Raw genomic sequence first — 16,388 nt, forward strand, 5'->3', positions numbered from 1 at the left:
ACGCCGTCCAGGTGGTCCTGCCGGCGGATCAGCCCTCGTCGGTCGCGGTGGTCTCGGCCGCCGCGGTCTTCTTGGCCGCCGTCTTCTTCGCCGCCGCCGTCTTGGTGGTGGTCTTCTTCGCGGCCGTCTTCTTGGCGGCGGTCTTGGTCGCCGCCGTCTTGGTGGTGGTCGTCTTCTTGGCCACGGCCTTCTTCGCCGGGGCCTTCTTGGCCACCTTCTTGACCGGTCCGCGCGCCCGCTTCTCGGCGAGCAGCTCGTAGCCGCGCTCCGGCGTGATGGTCTCGACCTCGTCGTCCTTGCGCAGCGTGGCGTTGGTCTCGCCGTCGGTCACGTACGGGCCGAAGCGGCCGTCCTTGACCACCACCGGACGCTCGCTGACCGGGTCGGTGCCCAGCTCCTTGAGCGGCGGGGCGGCGGCGGCCCGGCCGCGCTGCTTGGGCTGGGCGTAGATCGCCAGCGCCTCGTCGAGGGTGATCGTGAAGAGCTGGTCCTCGCTGGTGAGCGAGCGCGAGTCGGTGCCGCGCTTGAGGTACGGGCCGTAGCGGCCGTTCTGCGCGGTGATCTCGGCGCCCTCGGCGTCGGTGCCGACCACGCGCGGCAGCGCGAGCAGCCGCAGCGCGTCCTCCAGGGTGACGGTGTCCAGCGACATCGTCTTGAACAGCGAGGCGGTGCGCGGCTTGACCGCGTTCTTGCCGGTCTTCGGCGTGCCCTCGGGGAGGATCTCGGTCACGTACGGGCCGTAGCGGCCGTCCTTGGCGACCAGCATGTTGCCGCTGACCGGGTCCGGGCCGAGCTCGAAGTCGCCGCTGGGCTTGGCCAGCAGCTCCTCGGCCAGCTCGACGGTCAGCTCGTCCGGCGGCAGGTCGTCCGGGATGTCGGCGCGCCGGCCGGGCTCGCCCTCGACGACGGAGGCGCGCTCGACGTACGGGCCGTAGCGGCCGACCCGCAGGGTGAGGTCGTCGCTGATCCGGAACGAGCTGATCTCCCGGGCGTCGATCGCGCCGAGGTCGGTGACCAGTTCCTTCAGGCCGCCCAGGTGGTCGCCGTCGCCGTTGCCGGCCTCGGCGGCACCGCCGGCCGCGCCCTCGCCCTCGCCGAAGTAGAAGCGCTTCAGCCACGGCACGGACTGCGCCTCACCGGCGGCGATCCGGTCGAGGTCGTCCTCCATCCTCGCGGTGAAGTCGTAGTCGACCAGCCGGCCGAAGTGCTTCTCCAGCAGGTTGACCACGGCGAAGGAGAGGAAGGACGGGACGAGCGCCGTGCCCTTCTTGAACACGTACCGGCGCTGGATGATCGTGTCGATGATCGACGCGTAGGTGGAGGGACGGCCGATCTCCCGGTCCTCCAGCTCCTTGACCAGCGAGGCCTCGGTGTAGCGGGCCGGCGGCTTGGTGGCGTGGCCCTCCGGGGTGATCCGCTCGGCGGCCAGCGGGTCGCCCTGGGTGACCTGCGGCAGCCGGCGCTCGCGGTCGTCGAGTTCGGCGTTCGGGTCGTCGGCGCCCTCGACGTAGGCCTTGAGGAAGCCGTGGAAGGTGATGATCTTGCCGGAGGCGGAGAACTCGACGTCCCGGCCGTCGGCGGCGGCACCACCGACCCGGACGGTGACCGACTGGCCGACCGCGTCCTTCATCTGGGAGGCGACGGTGCGCATCCAGATCAGCTCGTACAGCTTGAAGTCGTCGCCGCTCAGGCCGGTCTCGGCGGGGGTGCGGAAGCGGTCGCCGGAGGGGCGGACGGCCTCGTGCGCCTCCTGGGCGTTCTTGACCTTGCTGGCGTAGGTGCGCGGCGCGTCCGGCAGGTAGTCGGCACCGTAGAGCTGGGTGACCTGCGTGCGGGCCGCGGAGATCGCGGTGTCCGACAGCGTGGTGGAGTCGGTGCGCATATAGGTGATGAAGCCGTTCTCGTACAGCTTCTGGGCCACCTGCATGGTCCGCTTGGCGCCGAAGCCCAGCTTGCGGCTGGCCTCCTGCTGGAGCGTGGTGGTGCGGAACGGCGCGTACGGCGAGCGGCGGTAGGGCTTGGACTCGACGCTGCGGACGCTGAACGCGGTCTGCTCCAGGGCGGCGGCCAGCTGCCGGACGGCCTGCTCGTCCAGGTGCAGGGTGTTGGCGCTGCCGGCCTTGAGCCGGCCGTCCGAGCCGAAGTCGCGGCCGCTGGCGATCCGCTTGCCGTCGACCGAGGCCAGCCGGGCACCGAAGGTCTCCGGGTTGGCGGCGTCGGCCGGGGTGCGGCCGGTGCCGAAGGTGCCGACCAGGTCCCAGTACGAGGCGGTGCGGAAGGCCATCCGCTCGCGCTCGCGCTCGACCACCAGACGGGTCGCCACGGACTGCACCCGGCCCGCCGACAGCTTCGGCATGACCTTCTTCCACAGCACCGGCGAGACCTCGAAGCCGTAGAGGCGGTCGAGGATGCGGCGGGTCTCCTGGGCGTCGACCAGGCGCTGGTTCAGCTCGCGCGGGTTGGCCACCGCCTCCTGGATCGCCGTCTTGGTGATCTCGTGGAACACCATCCGGTGCACCGGCACCTTGGGCTTGAGCACCTGCTGGAGATGCCACGCGATGGCCTCGCCCTCGCGGTCCTCATCGGTGGCGAGGAAGAGCTCGTCGGACTCCGCGAGCAGTGACTTCAACTTGCTGACCTGGGACTTCTTGTCCGCGTTGACCACGTAGATGGGCGCGAAGTCGTGGTCCACGTCCACCCCGAGGCGGCGCACCTCGCCGGTGTACTTGTCCGGCACCTCGGCCGCGGTGCTGGGCAGGTCGCGGATGTGTCCGACGCTCGCCTCGACGATGTAGCCGGGGCCCAGGTAGCCCTTGATCGTCTTCGCCTTGGCCGGCGACTCGACAATGACGAGTCGCTGTCCGTGCGCGGTCTCGCTGCTCGGGGACACCTTCGCTCTTCTCTCCCGGTCCATATGTGGCTGGTCGGCGCCGGCAGCAGGGGCTGCACTCCGCCCGACCCCTCCACCGTCCCGGGGTCGCCGCTTGACGACACCCCACCAGCGGAGTGTGACCGTACCCCGGCCACCCTTGTCAAACGGACGGTTCCCGCTACTTCGCTTGCCGGACTCGCCGACGCCACTCGAACGGTAACCCGATGACGGAGGTTCGCGCCCCGCGGAGGGGGGCTTCGGCAGGTTCCGGAGGATGGAATGACGGATTTCAAGATCTGTCAACGGATAAATCGGCGTGCTTGCGGTATCGCGCTCTCCGGATCGCGCCGCCGTGGCCGGCGAAAGCCGGACGGGACCCGCCAGAACGGGAAAGCACCGGACCAAGCAGGACCGAACCGGACGAAACTGAACCGGACGGAACCGAACCGGACGGGCCGACCGCGACTTCAGCGGCCGACCGCCGCCAGCAGCCCGGCGCCCGCCCCCAGACACGCCACGCCCAGGGCGCTCCACAGCAGGTCCACGGCCGCCGCCCGGCGGACCTCTCCCGCCGCCAGCACCGCCCGGCAGGGCCGGTCCGGGTCGTAGCAGACCCGCACCGAGGCACCAGGCGCGAACCGCTCCGGACGGCGCAGCGGAGTGTGCCCGCGCGGCCGGGTGAGCACCAGTTCCGCGATCCGGGCGGCACCGGACCCGCCCACGGCCGGCGGCACGGAGAAGGAGAGCAGCGGCGCGCTGTCGAGCCGGCCGTGCGCGTCGTTCTCGGCGACGACCGTGGCCACCACCGGCACCCCCAGTCGGCGCACCCGGTGGCGAAGGCGCACTTCGGCGGCGCACCAGAGCAGCAGCGCGCCACCGAAGAGGGCGAGCACCAGCCCGCCCACGGTCGCCGTCGTCGCGTCCACCCCTGGCCCCCGGATCCCCGACTCTGTCCACAGCCTGTGGACGGAGCCTCACAGCATCCGACCAACGGCGGACGGCCGGACCAGGACCGCCGGACGAACCACCGGGTACGGGCGGGTGAACCCACGGGTGCCCGCGCGGCGTTCCACCGCACGGGCATCACCGGGCGCTGGTCACCGCGCCGGGTTCAGCGAACGTCTTCATCGCCCCGGGCTCACCCCACCGCGCTCACCGCACCGGGTCGATGAACCCCTGCTCGGTCAGCAGCCGGAGCGACTCCGGCACCCGGTCCCGCAGCACCACCCGGTCCTCGCCCAGCAGGTGCGCGATGGCGTCCACGATCTCGCCCGCCGACAGCGTCCCGTCGCAGACCCCGACGAACCCGGCTCCCACGGTGTCCACCTTGGTGGCCCGCCGCATGCCCCGGTTGTGACGCAGCACCACGTGCTCCGGATCCTCCGCCCCCGGCGCGCCGACCTGCTCCTGGACCACCTCGTCGGCCAGCACGTAACGGGCCGCGAGCAGGCCCGCGTCGTCGTGCGAGCGCAGGAAGTCCTGCCGGTCGAACCACGCGTCGATGTGCGGACCGAGCGGCTGCTCCACCGGGTGCGGCCACTCCTCCACCCGGACGGTCGGACGCTCGGCGCCGCCCGCCCGCAGGGTGATCCAGCCCATCCCGATGCCCTCGATCCGGCCCGCCTCGAAGGCGTCCAACCACTCGCCGTACCGGGCCTGGTAGTCGCCGCCCGGGCCCCGGTGGTCGCCACCGTCACGCAGCCACAACTCGGCGTACTGGGCCACGTCCTGGACCTCGCGCTGGACGATCCAGGCGTCCAGCCCGGTGCCCGCCACCCAGCCGGCCAGCCGCTCCTGCCAGTCCTCGCCCTCCACGTGCTGCCAGTTGGCGAGCAACTGGCAGTAGCCGCCCGGCTCCAGGTGCTCGGCGGCCGAACGCACCAGGCTGCGGCACAGGTCGTCCCCGGCCATGCCGCCGTCCCGGTAGGTGAACCGTCCGGCCGGCGAGATGACGAACGGCGGATTGGAGACGATCAGGTCGAACTTCCGCTCCCCGACCGGCTCGAAGAGGCTCCCGGTGAGCACCTCGGTGTTGTCGAACCCGGACAGCGCCAGGGTCAGTTCGGTGAACCGCAGCGCGCGCGGGTTGAGGTCGGTCGCGGTGACGCTCCCGGCGTGCCGGGCCGCGTGCAGCGCCTGCACGCCGGAGCCCGAACCGAGGTCCAGCGCCGCCCGGACGGGGCGCCGCACGGTGATGTTGGCCAGCGTCGTGGACGCCCCGCCGACCCCCAGCACCAGGTCCTTACGGGCCACCCCGTGCGCAGTCTCGCCGGAGCCGATCCCGCCCGCGCCGCCGACCGCGCAGCCCAGGTCGGAGACCACCCAGGCATCCGAACTGGGCATCCCGGCAACTTCGTTGGCGTACGGCCGGACGTCCACCGTGGCCCGCACCAGATCGCCGTCCGGGCGCAGCCAGCCGTCCGCCAGGCAGTCCTCCACCGGCAGCGCGGCCGCCGCCGCCCGGTACGGCACCGGCTGCTGCAGCAGGAACAGCCGCACCAGGGTCTCCAGCGGGCTGCCGCCACGCGTCGCGCGCAGCGCCGGGACCGCCTCGCTACGGGCCAACGCCGCGTAGCCGGTGGGCCCCAGCAGGTCGAGGCACCCGTCGGCGGTGAACGAGGCGGCCAACAGCGCCTCGCGCAGCTTGGCCAGACGGGTCGGGTCGAGAACGGGGCTACTGATCACCCCGCCATTGTCCCCCGCTCCGCCCCACCCCGGCCCCACCGGCCCGGCAGGGCGGACCACCGCGCCCCCAGCGCCCGGCGCCCACCGCTCCGTCGGCCCCCACCGGGAGCACGATCCAGCCCCCACGCCCCAGCCCCGACCGACGCGCCCCGCCGGCCGGAAACGGAACATCGGCCCGAGTGGCTCGACCCGAACGGCAGCGCTCACGCGCAGAGGGCCGGGGCCGCTCCTTCGAACGGCCCCGGCCCTCCTGCCACCGTGCTCCTCCCGGCGCCTCCTCCCGGCGCCTCCCCGCCCTCGGTCAGCTCGCGCTCGGCGCCGGGGCGGCCGGGGTCGAGGCCGGGGCCGCCGGGGTGCCGGCGCTGCCCGCCGAGGGGGTGGCCGCCGGGCTCGCGGAGTCCGTCGCACCCGGCGCGGGGGCACCGGCCGAGGCCGAGGCTCCGGCACTCGGAGTGGTACCGGCGCTCGGGGCGGCACCGGCACCCGGGGTGGCCGAGGAACCGCCGGCGCCGGCGCTCGCACCGGCACCCGGGGTGGCCTGGGAGGGCTTGCACCCCTCCTGCTTGGCCATCGCCGCACCGAGGTCGCCGCGCTGCAGCTTGCTCTGCGCCTGGGTGGACAGCGAGGTCATCTGCTGGAGCTTGTCGGAGACGCTGTGCAGCGCGTCCGCGAACTTCGCCTGGTCGTCGGTGGCCAGCGCGTCCAGCTTCTTCTGGACCTCCTGGTAGCCGTCGGCGGCCTTCTTCAGCTCGTCGACGGTGTCCTTCTGCAGGGCCGCGCCGTTGTCCACCTTGGGCGCACCGGCCGCGTCGATCGCGGCCGCGATGTCCTGGTTGGTCTTGGCCAGTCGCCCGATGTCCGTCGAGAGCCGCTTCTGCAGGTCCGCCGGGGACTCACCGGTCTTCACCTGGGCGGTGTCGGCGAGCGCGGCCTGTGCCTGGGCGATCGGGTCCTTGGCCGCGCCGCAGACGTTCGACGCCCAGGACTCCAGCTGCTTGCTGTTGTCGTCGCCGCCACAGCCGACGGCGCCGAACGCGAGCAGCACGCCGAGGGCGGGTACGGCCAGCAGTCGCTTGTTCACCGGGAGAAGCCTTTCGGTTTCGGTCGTCTTCGGTCGTCGAACCTACACGGCCGTCAGCGGGCGCCCGGTTCCCGGCTGCCCGGCTCCCGTTCCGCCCACCCCGAACCACCGCCCCGACCCGCCACCCCGAACCACCGCGCCGAGCTCCCACCCCGAACTCCCGCTCCGGGCACCGCGCCCCGGACCGCCGCCCGGACCGCCGCCGACGCCGCTCAGGCCCGCTCGACCCGGATCGGATCGCCCGGCCGAACGGTCCGCAGCACCTGCGCGTCCCCGTGCAGCAGACCGAGGACGTTGCAGGGGCCGGCCAGTCGGCACTCGCCGTCACGCGAGACCGGGGTCGGGCCGTACGGCAGCGCGAGGCTGTCGCCGTCCGTCCAGAACGCGACCGTTCCCGGCTCGACCACCTGTCGGGCGCCGGCCTCCCGCGGCACGCTGACGGGCGTGCCGAAGTAGACCTCCTCGCCCCAGGTTTCGGCCGTCGAACCGATCGGCAACGCTGCCCAGAGCGCCTCGGTGGTGGGGGTGGCCGCCAGCGTGGCGGTGGCCTGCCCGGCCGGCCACAGGATGCGTATCCGCATGTACTTCCTCGTTCCGCGACAGGTCCGATCGAGGACCGGACCCGGTCGTGCCGGAAGCAGCGAACCGCCAGGCTCAACAATTTGTCAACGACTGCCCACGGAACGGAACGGAATCCCGGGCACGGTGCAGGAGCGGCCCTCGGCCGCATGGGACCGCCGAGTCCGCCGAGTCCGCTCGGTGCCGTCAGACCGCGACAGAGGCGACCGAGAGCGGCCAGCTCATCCGGATCACGCCGCCGTCGGCGCCGTTGGCGACCTCCAGGTCCTCCACCAGCCCGGTGATCACGGCGAGGCCCAGGGTGTCCTCGTCCGGGTCGCCGCCCTCGGCGGCGCCAGCGGTCGGGACGGCGGCGGGGCCGGCCTCGTCCTCGACCTCGATGAGGAAACGCTTCTCCTGGTCGGTCAACGCGACCCGTACCGTGCCGCCGATCCCACCACGCTGGTGCAGACCGACCGCGCGGGAGCAGGCCTCACCGACCGCGAGCCGTACCTCGTCGAGCACCGACTCGTCGACCCCGGCCCGTCTGGCGACGGCCGCGGCGACCAACCGGGCCGTCCGCACGTGCTCGGGAAGCGCGCTGAATCGAAGTTCGACGGTTGCCATCTCTCCCCCTCGGGGTGCTCCGACCGGGGCCGGCGATGCGGCCCCGCGGACCGGTTCGACCGGCCCTGAGACGTCCGGGGAGTGCGGGGCCACGCGGGCCCCGCACCCGGACGCGTGGAACGGGCGGGCCGGCCACACGGACCGGCCCGGACGCGTCAGTCCGTCGCGGCGACCGCGTCGTCCACCGAGGTGTGGATCGGGAACACCTTGGTCAGACCGGTGATCCGGAAAATCTTGAGAATGCGCTCCTGGTTGCACACCAGGCGCAGCGAGCCCTCGTGGGCGCGCACTCGCTTCAGACCGCCGACGAGCACGCCGAGGCCGGTCGAGTCGAGGAAATCGACGCCCTCCATGTCGACGACGAGGTGGTACTTGCCGTCGTTGACGAGCTCGACCAGCTGCTCCCGCAGCTTCGGGGCGGTGTACACATCGATCTCGCCGCCAACCTCGACGACCGTACGATCGCCGACTGCACGGGTCGACAGGGACAGGTCCACGGAACCTCCAGCACCTTGCCTTGCTACGTCATGTGCGATCCTCGGCCGGACGGCCGCCACCGCATGGTCGCGAGCCCGAGCGTGCCAAACCAACGCGTGGCAAGCCTCAGCGCTGCGACCCACGGCCATACGGCCGTCACGGCCACATTCAACCACCTGCGACCATGGCCGCACGATGGCTTACGACGATTCTCCGTCACGCCAGTGACACACTGGGTCCTCATGCCGCCCCGACACAGCCTGCCCGAGGCACTGCTCACGACCCTGTCCAACAGTCGGGGGCGGGCCGACCGGCTCACCCATACGGAGCACCTTCCCGCCCGACCTGCGCGTTATTCGCCCTGGCCCGACTCAATCCGACCGGAGATCGTCGCCTCGGCCCTGGACGTCGGTGTGGAACAGCCCTGGGCGCACCAGGCAGAAGCGATGAACCTGGCCAAAAGCGGCCAGACTGTGGTGATCGCCACAGGCACCGCCTCGGGCAAGTCGCTGGGCTACCTGGCACCGGTGCTCAGCGACCTGCTGGACGGCACCGAGGCCCGCAACGGCCGCGGCGCCACCGCGCTCTACCTCGCCCCGACCAAGGCGCTCGCCGCCGACCAGCGCCGCCGCGCCGCCGAACTCGCCCCGCCGAGGGTCCGGGCCGCCCTCTACGACGGCGACACCCCGCCCGAGGAGCGCGAGTGGGTCCGCCAGTACGCCTCCTACGTGCTCACCAACCCCGACATGCTGCACCGGGGCATCCTGCCCGCGCACGCCCGCTGGTCCTCCTTCCTCAAGGTGCTGCGCTACGTGGTCGTCGACGAGTGCCACAGCTACCGGGGCGTGTTCGGCTCGCACGTCGCCCAGGTACTGCGGCGGCTGCGCCGCATCTGCGCCCGTTACGGTTCGTCACCCACCTTCCTGCTCGCCTCCGCCACCACCGCCGACCCGGCCGCCACCGCCCGACGGCTGACCGGCCTGCCCGCCGTGGCCGTCACCGAGGACGGCTCGCCGCGCGGACCGATGGTCTTCGGCCTCTGGGAGCCGCCGCTGACCGAGAACGTCGGCGAGCACGGCGCCCCGGTGCGCCGCACCGCCACCGCCGAGGCCGCGCACCTGCTGACCGACCTGGTCGAACGGCAGACCCGGACCGTCGTGTTCGTCCGCTCCCGGCGCGCCGCCGAACTTGTCGCGCTACAGACCCAGGACCAGCTCGGTCGACCGCTCGCCGACCGGGTGGCCGCCTACCGCGGCGGCTACCTCGCCGACGAACGCCGGGCCCTGGAGCGCGATCTGCACTCCGGCCGACTGCTCGGACTCGCCTCCACCTCCGCTCTCGAACTCGGCGTCGACATCTCCGGCCTGGACGCCGTCCTGATGGCCGGCTACCCCGGCACCCGGGCCTCGCTGTGGCAGCAGGCCGGGCGGGCGGGCCGGGAGGCCCAGGGCGCGCTGGCCGTCCTGATCGCCCGGGACGACCCGCTGGACACCTATCTGGTGCACCACCCGGAGGCACTGTTCGCGACGCCCGTCGAGGCCACCGTGCTCGACCCCGACAACCCGCACGTGCTCGCCCCGCACCTGTGCGCGGCCGCGGCCGAACTCCCGCTCACCGATGCCGACCTGGAGCTGTTCGGCCCGTCCACCGCACCGCTGCTGCCGGTGCTGGAACGGCGCGGCCTGTTGCGCCGGCGCACCGACGGCTCCTGGTACTGGACCCGCCGGGAGCGCGCGGCCGACGCCGTCGACCTGCGGGGCAGCGGTGGCAGCCCGGTGCAGATCGTGGAGGCGGACACCGGCCGACTGCTCGGCACGGTGGACGCCGCGGCCGCTCACACCACCGTCCACACCGGGGCCGTCCACCTCCACCAGGGCCGCACCTACCTGGTCCGGGAGCTCGACCTGGAGGACTCGGTCGCCCTGGTCGAACCGGCCGACCCGCCGTACACCACGGCCGCCCGTGACATCACCTCCATCTCCGTCCTCGACACCGACACCACCGTCCACTGGGGCGAGGGCCGGCTCAGCTTCGGCTCCGTGGAGGTGGTCAACCAGGTGGTCGGCTACCTCCGGAAGCGGATCTCCACCGGGGAGATCATGGGCGAGAGCAAGCTCGACCTCCCGCCCCGTACCCTGCGCACCCGGGCGGTCTGGTGGTCCGTCACCGAGGACCAACTGCTCGACGCGGACCTCCCGCTGGACCGGCTGCCCGGCGCCGCCCACGCCGCCGAGCACGCCTCGATCGGCCTGCTGCCACTGTTCGCCACCTGCGACCGGTGGGACATCGGCGGCGTCTCCGTCCCACTGCACCCCGACACCGGGCTGCCCACCGTGTTCGTCTACGACGGCCACCCGGGCGGGGCCGGCTTCGCCGAACGCGGCTTCCAACGAGCCGTCCAGTGGCTGACCGCCACCCGCGCGGCGATCGCCGCCTGCGAGTGCGAGCGCGGCTGCCCGTCCTGCGTCCAGTCGCCCAAGTGCGGCAACGGGAACGACCCGCTGGACAAGGCGGCCGCCGTTCGGCTGCTGGACGTCCTGCTGGCCGGGGCACCCGAGGCGGCCTCAACGACAGGCCCTGCGGCAGAGTCCGCGACAGACTCCGCGACGGACTCCGCGACGGACTCCGCAGCGGGCTCGGACGGTGGAGCGCCGGCCGCCTCATGAGGCCACCCCCTCCTCGGCGACCGCCGCGTCCTCCGCGCCGCCCCGCACCGCGCCGAGACCGTCCTCCGCCGTGCTGACCGGTGCCCGGACCGGTCCGGCCCGGGCCCTCGCCCGCGCCGGACCGACCGGCAGTCGCAGCGGGAGACCGCCGACCGGCACCTCGGCCACCACCTCGACGGCATCCGCCGAGCGGTCCACCGCGCAGGACACCAGCCCGGCGCCCTGCGCCGCAGCGATCCCGGCGGCCCGACCGCAGCCGCCGTCCGGGTCCAGCAGCAGCCGGTCCGCGGCCGCGAGGGCCGCCAGGTCCGCGGCCGACTCGGCCCGGTGACGGGCGGCGACCACCGCGCCGACCGCGATGGTCGCGGCGAAGACCACCGTGCCCAGCATCGCCAGGGCGAGCAGCCAGACCGTCGCCGAACCCGCGTCCGCCGCGTACCCGTTCCCGCCGGGCGCGGCGGCCCGGGCGGCGCGAACTCGCGCGGCCCACCGAGCCGCCCACCGAGCGCCGGTCAGACGGGCCACGGGCCGCCACCTCCCTCCGTGCGGCCGCCCAGCACGTCCTCCCGCGCGGCCACGGCCATCGCACCGACCCGGACCGCGAGCAGCCCGCCCAGCCGGCCCGGCGCCGCGGACGGGGCGTCCACGTCGACCCGCACCGTGTCCGCCGCGACCGCCACCCGGACCCGTGCGCCCGGCGGGGCCGCCGCACGGGCGAGCCCCTCGGCGTCCGGCTCCCCTCGTGCGGCTGCCCTGGCGCCGATCCGGGCCGCGTCCACGCAGGTGATCTGCGCGGCCGCCGCGAGCACGCCCCAGATCAGCATCGCCGCGAGCAGGACGAGCGCGGGCAGCGCCACCGCCGTCTCCGCCGTGACGAAGCCCGCGTCCCCACGCCGCCCCGGCCGCAGCCGCCCCCGGCTTCTCCCTTCCTGGGCCGCCCCGACGCGCCCTGCCTCCGAACTCCCGCGGGCCGCACGGGAAGCGGGCCCGCCGGCGAAGGAGACCCGAGCGGCGAGGCTTCGCGGACGAGCGCTACGTCGCATGGAGCGCCCGTTCCAGCATCTCGGTCAGTGCCCCGGTGATGGCCGCGCTGGTCACCACCTTGTACAGGCCGGCGGCAAGGGCGCACGCGCCCAAGGTTCCGACGGCGTATTCGGCCGTGGTCATCCCGGCGTCCGACCGCCCCCGGCGCTGAACCACCCGGACCACCCGACGCACCCGACGGGCGGCCCCACGGCTGTTGCGCCACCACGCCCCCGACACGTGCCGGAGCGGACACCCGGTGCCCGGCCTGATCATGATCACTGCAGTCATGAATCTCTCCTGTTCTGTGCTCACTTCTAGATCTGTTCTGGCTCTTCGGTGGATCCGGACCCGGATCCACCGCTCACTCACATCGCTTGCGCGAAATGGCTGGTGAGGCCGATCACCACCGGCACCACCCCGACCAGGACGAAGGCCGGGAGAAAGCAGAGCCCGAGCGGGGCGGTGGCGAGCACCGCGGCCCGGCGGACCCGGGCGTGGGCAGCGCGGGCCGCGGCTGCCCGCTGCGCCTGGGCCAGCCCGATCAGCGGACCGGCCGCCGGAGCCCCGCTGAGGCTCGTCCGGACCAGGCAGCGCGCCAGCGGTGCCAGCGAAGGGTGCTGCTCGCCCAGCCGGGTCCAGCACAGCTCCGGCGGGGCGCCCAGGGCCAGTTCGGCCCCGATCGCCACCAGCCTCGGCCCCAGCGGCGCGCCCACGCTCCGGCCCACCGCCGACACCGCCGCCGAGGACAGCGCCGCCGAGCCGAGACAGGCCGCCAACAGCTCTGCACCCAGCGGGAGCTGTCTGAGCATCACCTCCTCCTCCAGCGCCGCCCGCCGGTCCGTCGGCGACCGCGCCCGGGCGGACCACCGAAAGACGCCCACCGCCGCCAGTACCCCGGCCACCGCCCCGACGCCACCCCCGACCAGCACTGCCACAGCCAGCCCCGCGCCGACCGCCACCGCCGCGCGCCGCCGAGGCCCAACACCCCGGGCCCTCGCGCCCGTTTGTTCCCGCTCCGCCTCCCACCCCTCCTCCCGCGCCCGCTCCCAGGCGAAAGCCCGCCGCCCGGCCCAGCGCCGCATCGGCATCACCGCTGCTGCCGCCACCACCGCCGCCGCCACCGGAAGCCCGGCCAGCACCCACTGGACGCCCCGCATCACCCCACCCCCAGCCCGGCGCCGAGCACCCGCGCCCGCGGGCGCCCTCGACTCCCGCTCCCGCTCTCATCGACGCCTTCGGCGCCCTTGGGGACCGCAAGACCACCCCGCGCCGCCGCCCGGACGATGCGGGCCGTCCAGAACACCCCCAGGCCCTCCAGAGCCGCCCCCACCGCGAGACAGCCGAGCCCGGCCGAGGTGTGCAGCAGGACCTCCAGCGGGCGGGCCCCGAGCGCGCCGCCCAGCAGCAACCCCACGCCCGGCAGGGCGGCCAGGACCGCGATCGTCGCCCGCGGCCCGGCCAACTCCCCGGCAATCTCCTCCGCCAGCGCCCGCTCACCGCGCAGCGCCTCCGCGACCCGGTCCAGCGCGGCGGCCAGCCCTGAGCCGCCGTCGGAGGCGACCCGCCAGCAGGCCGCGATCGCCGCCGCCCCGCTGCCGCCCGGCAGTTCGGCCAGCAGCTGGAGCGCCGCGGGGACGTCCCCGCCGTAACGGCCCGCCGCCAGCCGGGCCACCGGCTCCGTACCGAGCCGGCGCAGCCCGTCCGGATCCGTGGCGAGCCGCGCGGTGACCAGGTGCAACGCCTGTTCCGGCGTCGAGCCGCTGCGCAACTCCCCGGCCAGCGCGGCGCAGAGCTCCACCACGGCAGCGGCCCGCTGCCCGGCCTCCACCGTCAGCCGGCGCCGCAGCCGCCACCTCCGCAGCGGCAGGACGGCCGGTACCGCCGCGAGCACCGGCACCGGCGAGGCGGTGACCTGTCCGACGACCAACCCCAGCGGCAGCAACAGCAGTTCGGGCGCCAGCAGCAGCGGAAGCCGGCCCCTCGCCCACCGCGCGGCCTCCAGGGCCGGCCCGCGCGCTGGAGGCCCGGCGCCCGTTAGTACCAGCCTGGAGCGCCGCTCACCCGCCAGCTGTTCCTGAGCGGCCCGCCACCCGACGACAGCCAGCAGGCAGAGCACCGTCACCCAGCAGAGCGCGAACTGACTTTGCATCACCTCGATCACCTCCATCTCATCGCTCCTTCCGGCCCCACACCCCGAGCAGCACCAGGGCGCCCGTCGCGCACCCGGCCAGCAACAGCACGAACCCGATCTCCACCAACCGCAGCTCCCGCTCCGCCTGGGCCGCCGCCGCCACCACCATCGGCACCGCCATGGAAACCGGCACCGCCATCACCACCGACGCCGCGCTCATGGCGCCCCCGCCCCGAGCGTCACCCCGCGCGCGGCCAGCAGCCTGACCAGCCGCTCCCAGCCCACCCCGGGCAGCAACCCGCCCGCCGCGGGGAACTCCACCGCCGGGGTGGTCACGGCCAGCCCATCGCGGTCCCCGGCCAGCGTGTGGATCTCCGCCACCCGGCGCCGCCCCGAGCCCGGATCCCGGACCAGGTGCACCACCACGTCCAGCGCGGCCCGCAGTTGGCTGTGCAGCGCCGGCCGGTCGAGTCCGGCGAGTGAACCCAGGGCCTCCAGCCGGACCGGCACGTCCGCCGCCGTATTGGCGTGGACGGTGCCGCAGCCGCCCTCGTGCCCGGTGTTGAGCGCGGCCAGCAGGTCCGATACCTCGGCCCCGCGGACCTCGCCGATCACCAGCCGGTCCGGCCGCATCCGCAGTGCCTGCCGGACGAGGTCCCGCAGGGTGAACTCGCCCAGCCCCTCCTGGTTCGGCGGCCGGCTCTGCAACCGGACCACGTGCGGGTGGGCCGGTCGCAGCTCGGCGGAGTCCTCGGCGATCACGATCCGTTCGTCCGGCCCGACCAGACCGAGCAACGCCGCGAGCAGAGTCGTCTTGCCCGAGCCCGTCCCACCGGAGACCAGCAGCGACAACCGGGCCCGCACGATGCCGGCCAGCAGCTCGGCACCCTCCGGGGGCAGCGCACCGCCCGCCACCAACTCGTCGAGCGTGAACGGCCGGGGCCGGCACACCCGCAGCGAGATGTGGGTGCAGCCGGCCGCGATCGGCGGCAGCACCGCGTGCAGCCTGGTGCCGTCCGGCAGCCGGGCGTCCACCCAGGGCCGGGCGTCGTCCAGGCGCCGCCCGGCCGCGGTGGCCAGCCGGTGGGCCAGCCGCCGCACCGCCTCGGCGTCGGCGAACCGGACTCCGGTGGCTCGGTGCAGGCCGCCGCCACGGTCGACCCACACCTCGTCCGGCCCGTTCACCAGCACGTCCGTGACGTCGGGCGCCGCCAGCAGCCGTTCCAGCGGGCCCGCACCCACCAGTTCGGCGCGCAGCGAGCGCACGGTGTCCAGCACCTCGTCCCCGCCGAGCGGCGGGCGGGTGGCCCGCAGCACGGCCGCGACCGAGCCCGCCGTCGGGGCGGCCCCGGACTCGGCCAGCCGCAGCCGTACCGCGTCCACCAGCTCCGCCGCCCGCTCCTCGCGGGCCGTCCGGCCGTACGGGCAGGGCCCGTGCTCGGCCTGGGGCGGACCGCCGGGCGGCGGCACGCTCCGCAGCAGCCGGTGCTCCCGCGCACCGCCGCCCGGGCCCGGGGCGCCGCCCCGAAGACCTGTCCTACGAAGACGGACCATCAGTACACACCTCCTCCGACCGCCGACACCGGCGGCAGTACCTCGTTCAGGAAGGTCGCGCAGAAGCGCGCGAGCGGGCCGCCGTCCCGCATGCCGGGCGGGACGCCCTTCTCGACGTCCTCGGCCAGGCCCGGTTCCGGTTCCAACTCCCCGGCCAGCTCCAGCCGCAGACCGCGCGCGATCCGGTGCGCCGGCAGCCCGCCGGACCGCATCGGCCGCACCACGGCCCGGATGTCCGCGAGCCGCATCCGGGCCGCCGACGCGACCCGGTCGGCCGCCGCCACCGCGCGCAACTCGGCCGGGACGACCAGCAGCGCCAAGTCGGACTGCTCCAGCGCCTGCCCGGCGGCGGCGTCCAGATGGCGCGGCACGTCGACCACCACCAGCCCGCCGCGCCGCCGGGAGGCGGCCAGCACGCTGCGCATGGCCTCCGGCGGCACCGTGAGGGTGTCGCCGCGGTCCCAGGACAGGCAGGACAGCGCGGAGAGCCGTTTGAGGGCCGGCAGCGCCCGAGCCAGTTCGGCCCCGCTGACCCGCCCGCGCGAAGCGGCCAGGTCGGGCCAGCGCAGCCCGCGGGCGGTCTCGCCGCCGAGCAGGACGTCCAGGCCTCCGCCCAGCGAAGCGCGCGAGTTCCAAGAATCTGGAGCCGGGATGCACTCGAACCCGTTCGTCGGTGCGACTTCAAGACGGCTTCGGATACGAGTTCGCTGC

Annotated in this window: 16 protein-coding genes; 1 reads left to right on the forward strand and 15 read right to left on the reverse strand. The window is 74.4% G+C overall.

The window, feature by feature from the left end; all coding sequences use genetic code 11:
- Positions 1-28: 28 nt before the first annotated feature.
- From topA to bldG, 7 genes are all read right to left on the reverse strand, one after another.
- Positions 29-2,890 carry a type I DNA topoisomerase gene (gene topA, locus ACZ3YL_RS34915; RefSeq protein ID WP_465661375.1) on the reverse strand — a complete coding sequence of 954 codons (2,862 nt, stop codon included), beginning with the start codon at positions 2,888-2,890 and terminating at the stop codon, positions 29-31.
- A gap of 449 nt (positions 2,891-3,339) precedes the next feature.
- On the reverse strand, positions 3,340-3,798 hold the full coding sequence (locus ACZ3YL_RS34920) for a hypothetical protein (protein ID WP_465661377.1): 459 nt from the start codon (positions 3,796-3,798) through the stop codon (positions 3,340-3,342).
- A gap of 226 nt (positions 3,799-4,024) precedes the next feature.
- Positions 4,025-5,557, reverse strand: a complete 1,533-nt coding sequence (locus ACZ3YL_RS34925; protein WP_188305072.1) for a DUF7059 domain-containing protein — start codon at positions 5,555-5,557, stop codon at positions 4,025-4,027.
- A 301-nt stretch (positions 5,558-5,858) separates the two neighbouring features.
- Positions 5,859-6,638 carry a small secreted protein gene (locus ACZ3YL_RS34930; protein WP_465661379.1) on the reverse strand — a complete coding sequence of 260 codons (780 nt, stop codon included), beginning with the start codon at positions 6,636-6,638 and terminating at the stop codon, positions 5,859-5,861.
- A gap of 212 nt (positions 6,639-6,850) precedes the next feature.
- On the reverse strand, positions 6,851-7,219 hold the full coding sequence (locus ACZ3YL_RS34935) for a cyclophilin-like fold protein (RefSeq protein ID WP_465661381.1): 369 nt from the start codon (positions 7,217-7,219) through the stop codon (positions 6,851-6,853).
- 184 nt (positions 7,220-7,403) lie between these two features.
- Positions 7,404-7,823: an ATP-binding protein gene (locus tag ACZ3YL_RS34940; RefSeq protein ID WP_465661383.1), complete on the reverse strand. Its 420-nt coding sequence runs from the start codon at positions 7,821-7,823 to the stop codon at positions 7,404-7,406.
- Between the two features lie 155 nt (positions 7,824-7,978).
- Positions 7,979-8,320 carry an anti-sigma factor antagonist BldG gene (gene bldG, locus ACZ3YL_RS34945; RefSeq protein ID WP_188305076.1) on the reverse strand — a complete coding sequence of 114 codons (342 nt, stop codon included), beginning with the start codon at positions 8,318-8,320 and terminating at the stop codon, positions 7,979-7,981.
- Between the two features lie 222 nt (positions 8,321-8,542).
- Between bldG and ACZ3YL_RS34950 the strand changes: the two genes are divergently transcribed.
- Positions 8,543-10,966, forward strand: coding sequence for a DEAD/DEAH box helicase (locus ACZ3YL_RS34950; RefSeq protein ID WP_465661386.1), 2,424 nt, complete (start codon positions 8,543-8,545; stop codon positions 10,964-10,966).
- Here ACZ3YL_RS34950 and ACZ3YL_RS34955 read toward each other — a convergent pair.
- The 8 genes from ACZ3YL_RS34955 to ssd all read right to left on the reverse strand — a co-directional run.
- The gene (locus ACZ3YL_RS34955; RefSeq protein ID WP_317621080.1) at positions 10,961-11,491 is read right to left on the reverse strand and encodes an Rv3654c family TadE-like protein; all 531 of its coding nucleotides are present in this window, start codon (positions 11,489-11,491) and stop codon (positions 10,961-10,963) included. The genes ACZ3YL_RS34950 and ACZ3YL_RS34955 overlap by 6 nt on opposite strands.
- Positions 11,479-11,874, reverse strand: a complete 396-nt coding sequence (locus ACZ3YL_RS34960; protein ID WP_465661397.1) for a TadE family type IV pilus minor pilin — start codon at positions 11,872-11,874, stop codon at positions 11,479-11,481. Before ACZ3YL_RS34960 ends, ACZ3YL_RS34955 begins: the two co-directional genes overlap by 13 nt.
- 124 nt (positions 11,875-11,998) lie before the next feature.
- A complete protein-coding gene (locus ACZ3YL_RS34965) occupies positions 11,999-12,280 on the reverse strand; it encodes a DUF4244 domain-containing protein (RefSeq protein WP_465661388.1) in 282 nt (93 codons plus the stop codon).
- Positions 12,281-12,357: 77 nt separating this feature from the next.
- Entirely contained in the window at positions 12,358-12,801 is a 444-nt protein-coding gene (locus tag ACZ3YL_RS34970) for a type II secretion system F family protein (RefSeq protein ID WP_465661390.1), read from the reverse strand.
- 347 nt (positions 12,802-13,148) lie between these two features.
- Positions 13,149-14,159: a type II secretion system F family protein gene (locus tag ACZ3YL_RS34975; protein ID WP_465661391.1), complete on the reverse strand. Its 1,011-nt coding sequence runs from the start codon at positions 14,157-14,159 to the stop codon at positions 13,149-13,151.
- Position 14,160: 1 nt separating this feature from the next.
- Positions 14,161-14,343: a hypothetical protein gene (locus ACZ3YL_RS34980; protein ID WP_188307677.1), complete on the reverse strand. Its 183-nt coding sequence runs from the start codon at positions 14,341-14,343 to the stop codon at positions 14,161-14,163.
- Complete coding sequence (locus ACZ3YL_RS34985) at positions 14,340-15,677, reverse strand: TadA family conjugal transfer-associated ATPase (RefSeq protein WP_465661393.1); 1,338 nt, start codon at positions 15,675-15,677, stop codon at positions 14,340-14,342. The genes ACZ3YL_RS34980 and ACZ3YL_RS34985 overlap by 4 nt, the downstream gene beginning before the upstream one ends.
- Positions 15,677-16,388: septum site-determining protein Ssd (ssd, locus tag ACZ3YL_RS34990; RefSeq protein WP_465661395.1), on the reverse strand; the 712-nt coding region annotated here is incomplete at its 5' end. The genes ssd and ACZ3YL_RS34985, both read right to left, overlap by 1 nt.

The organism is Kitasatospora sp. NPDC023176, from assembly GCF_055560495.1.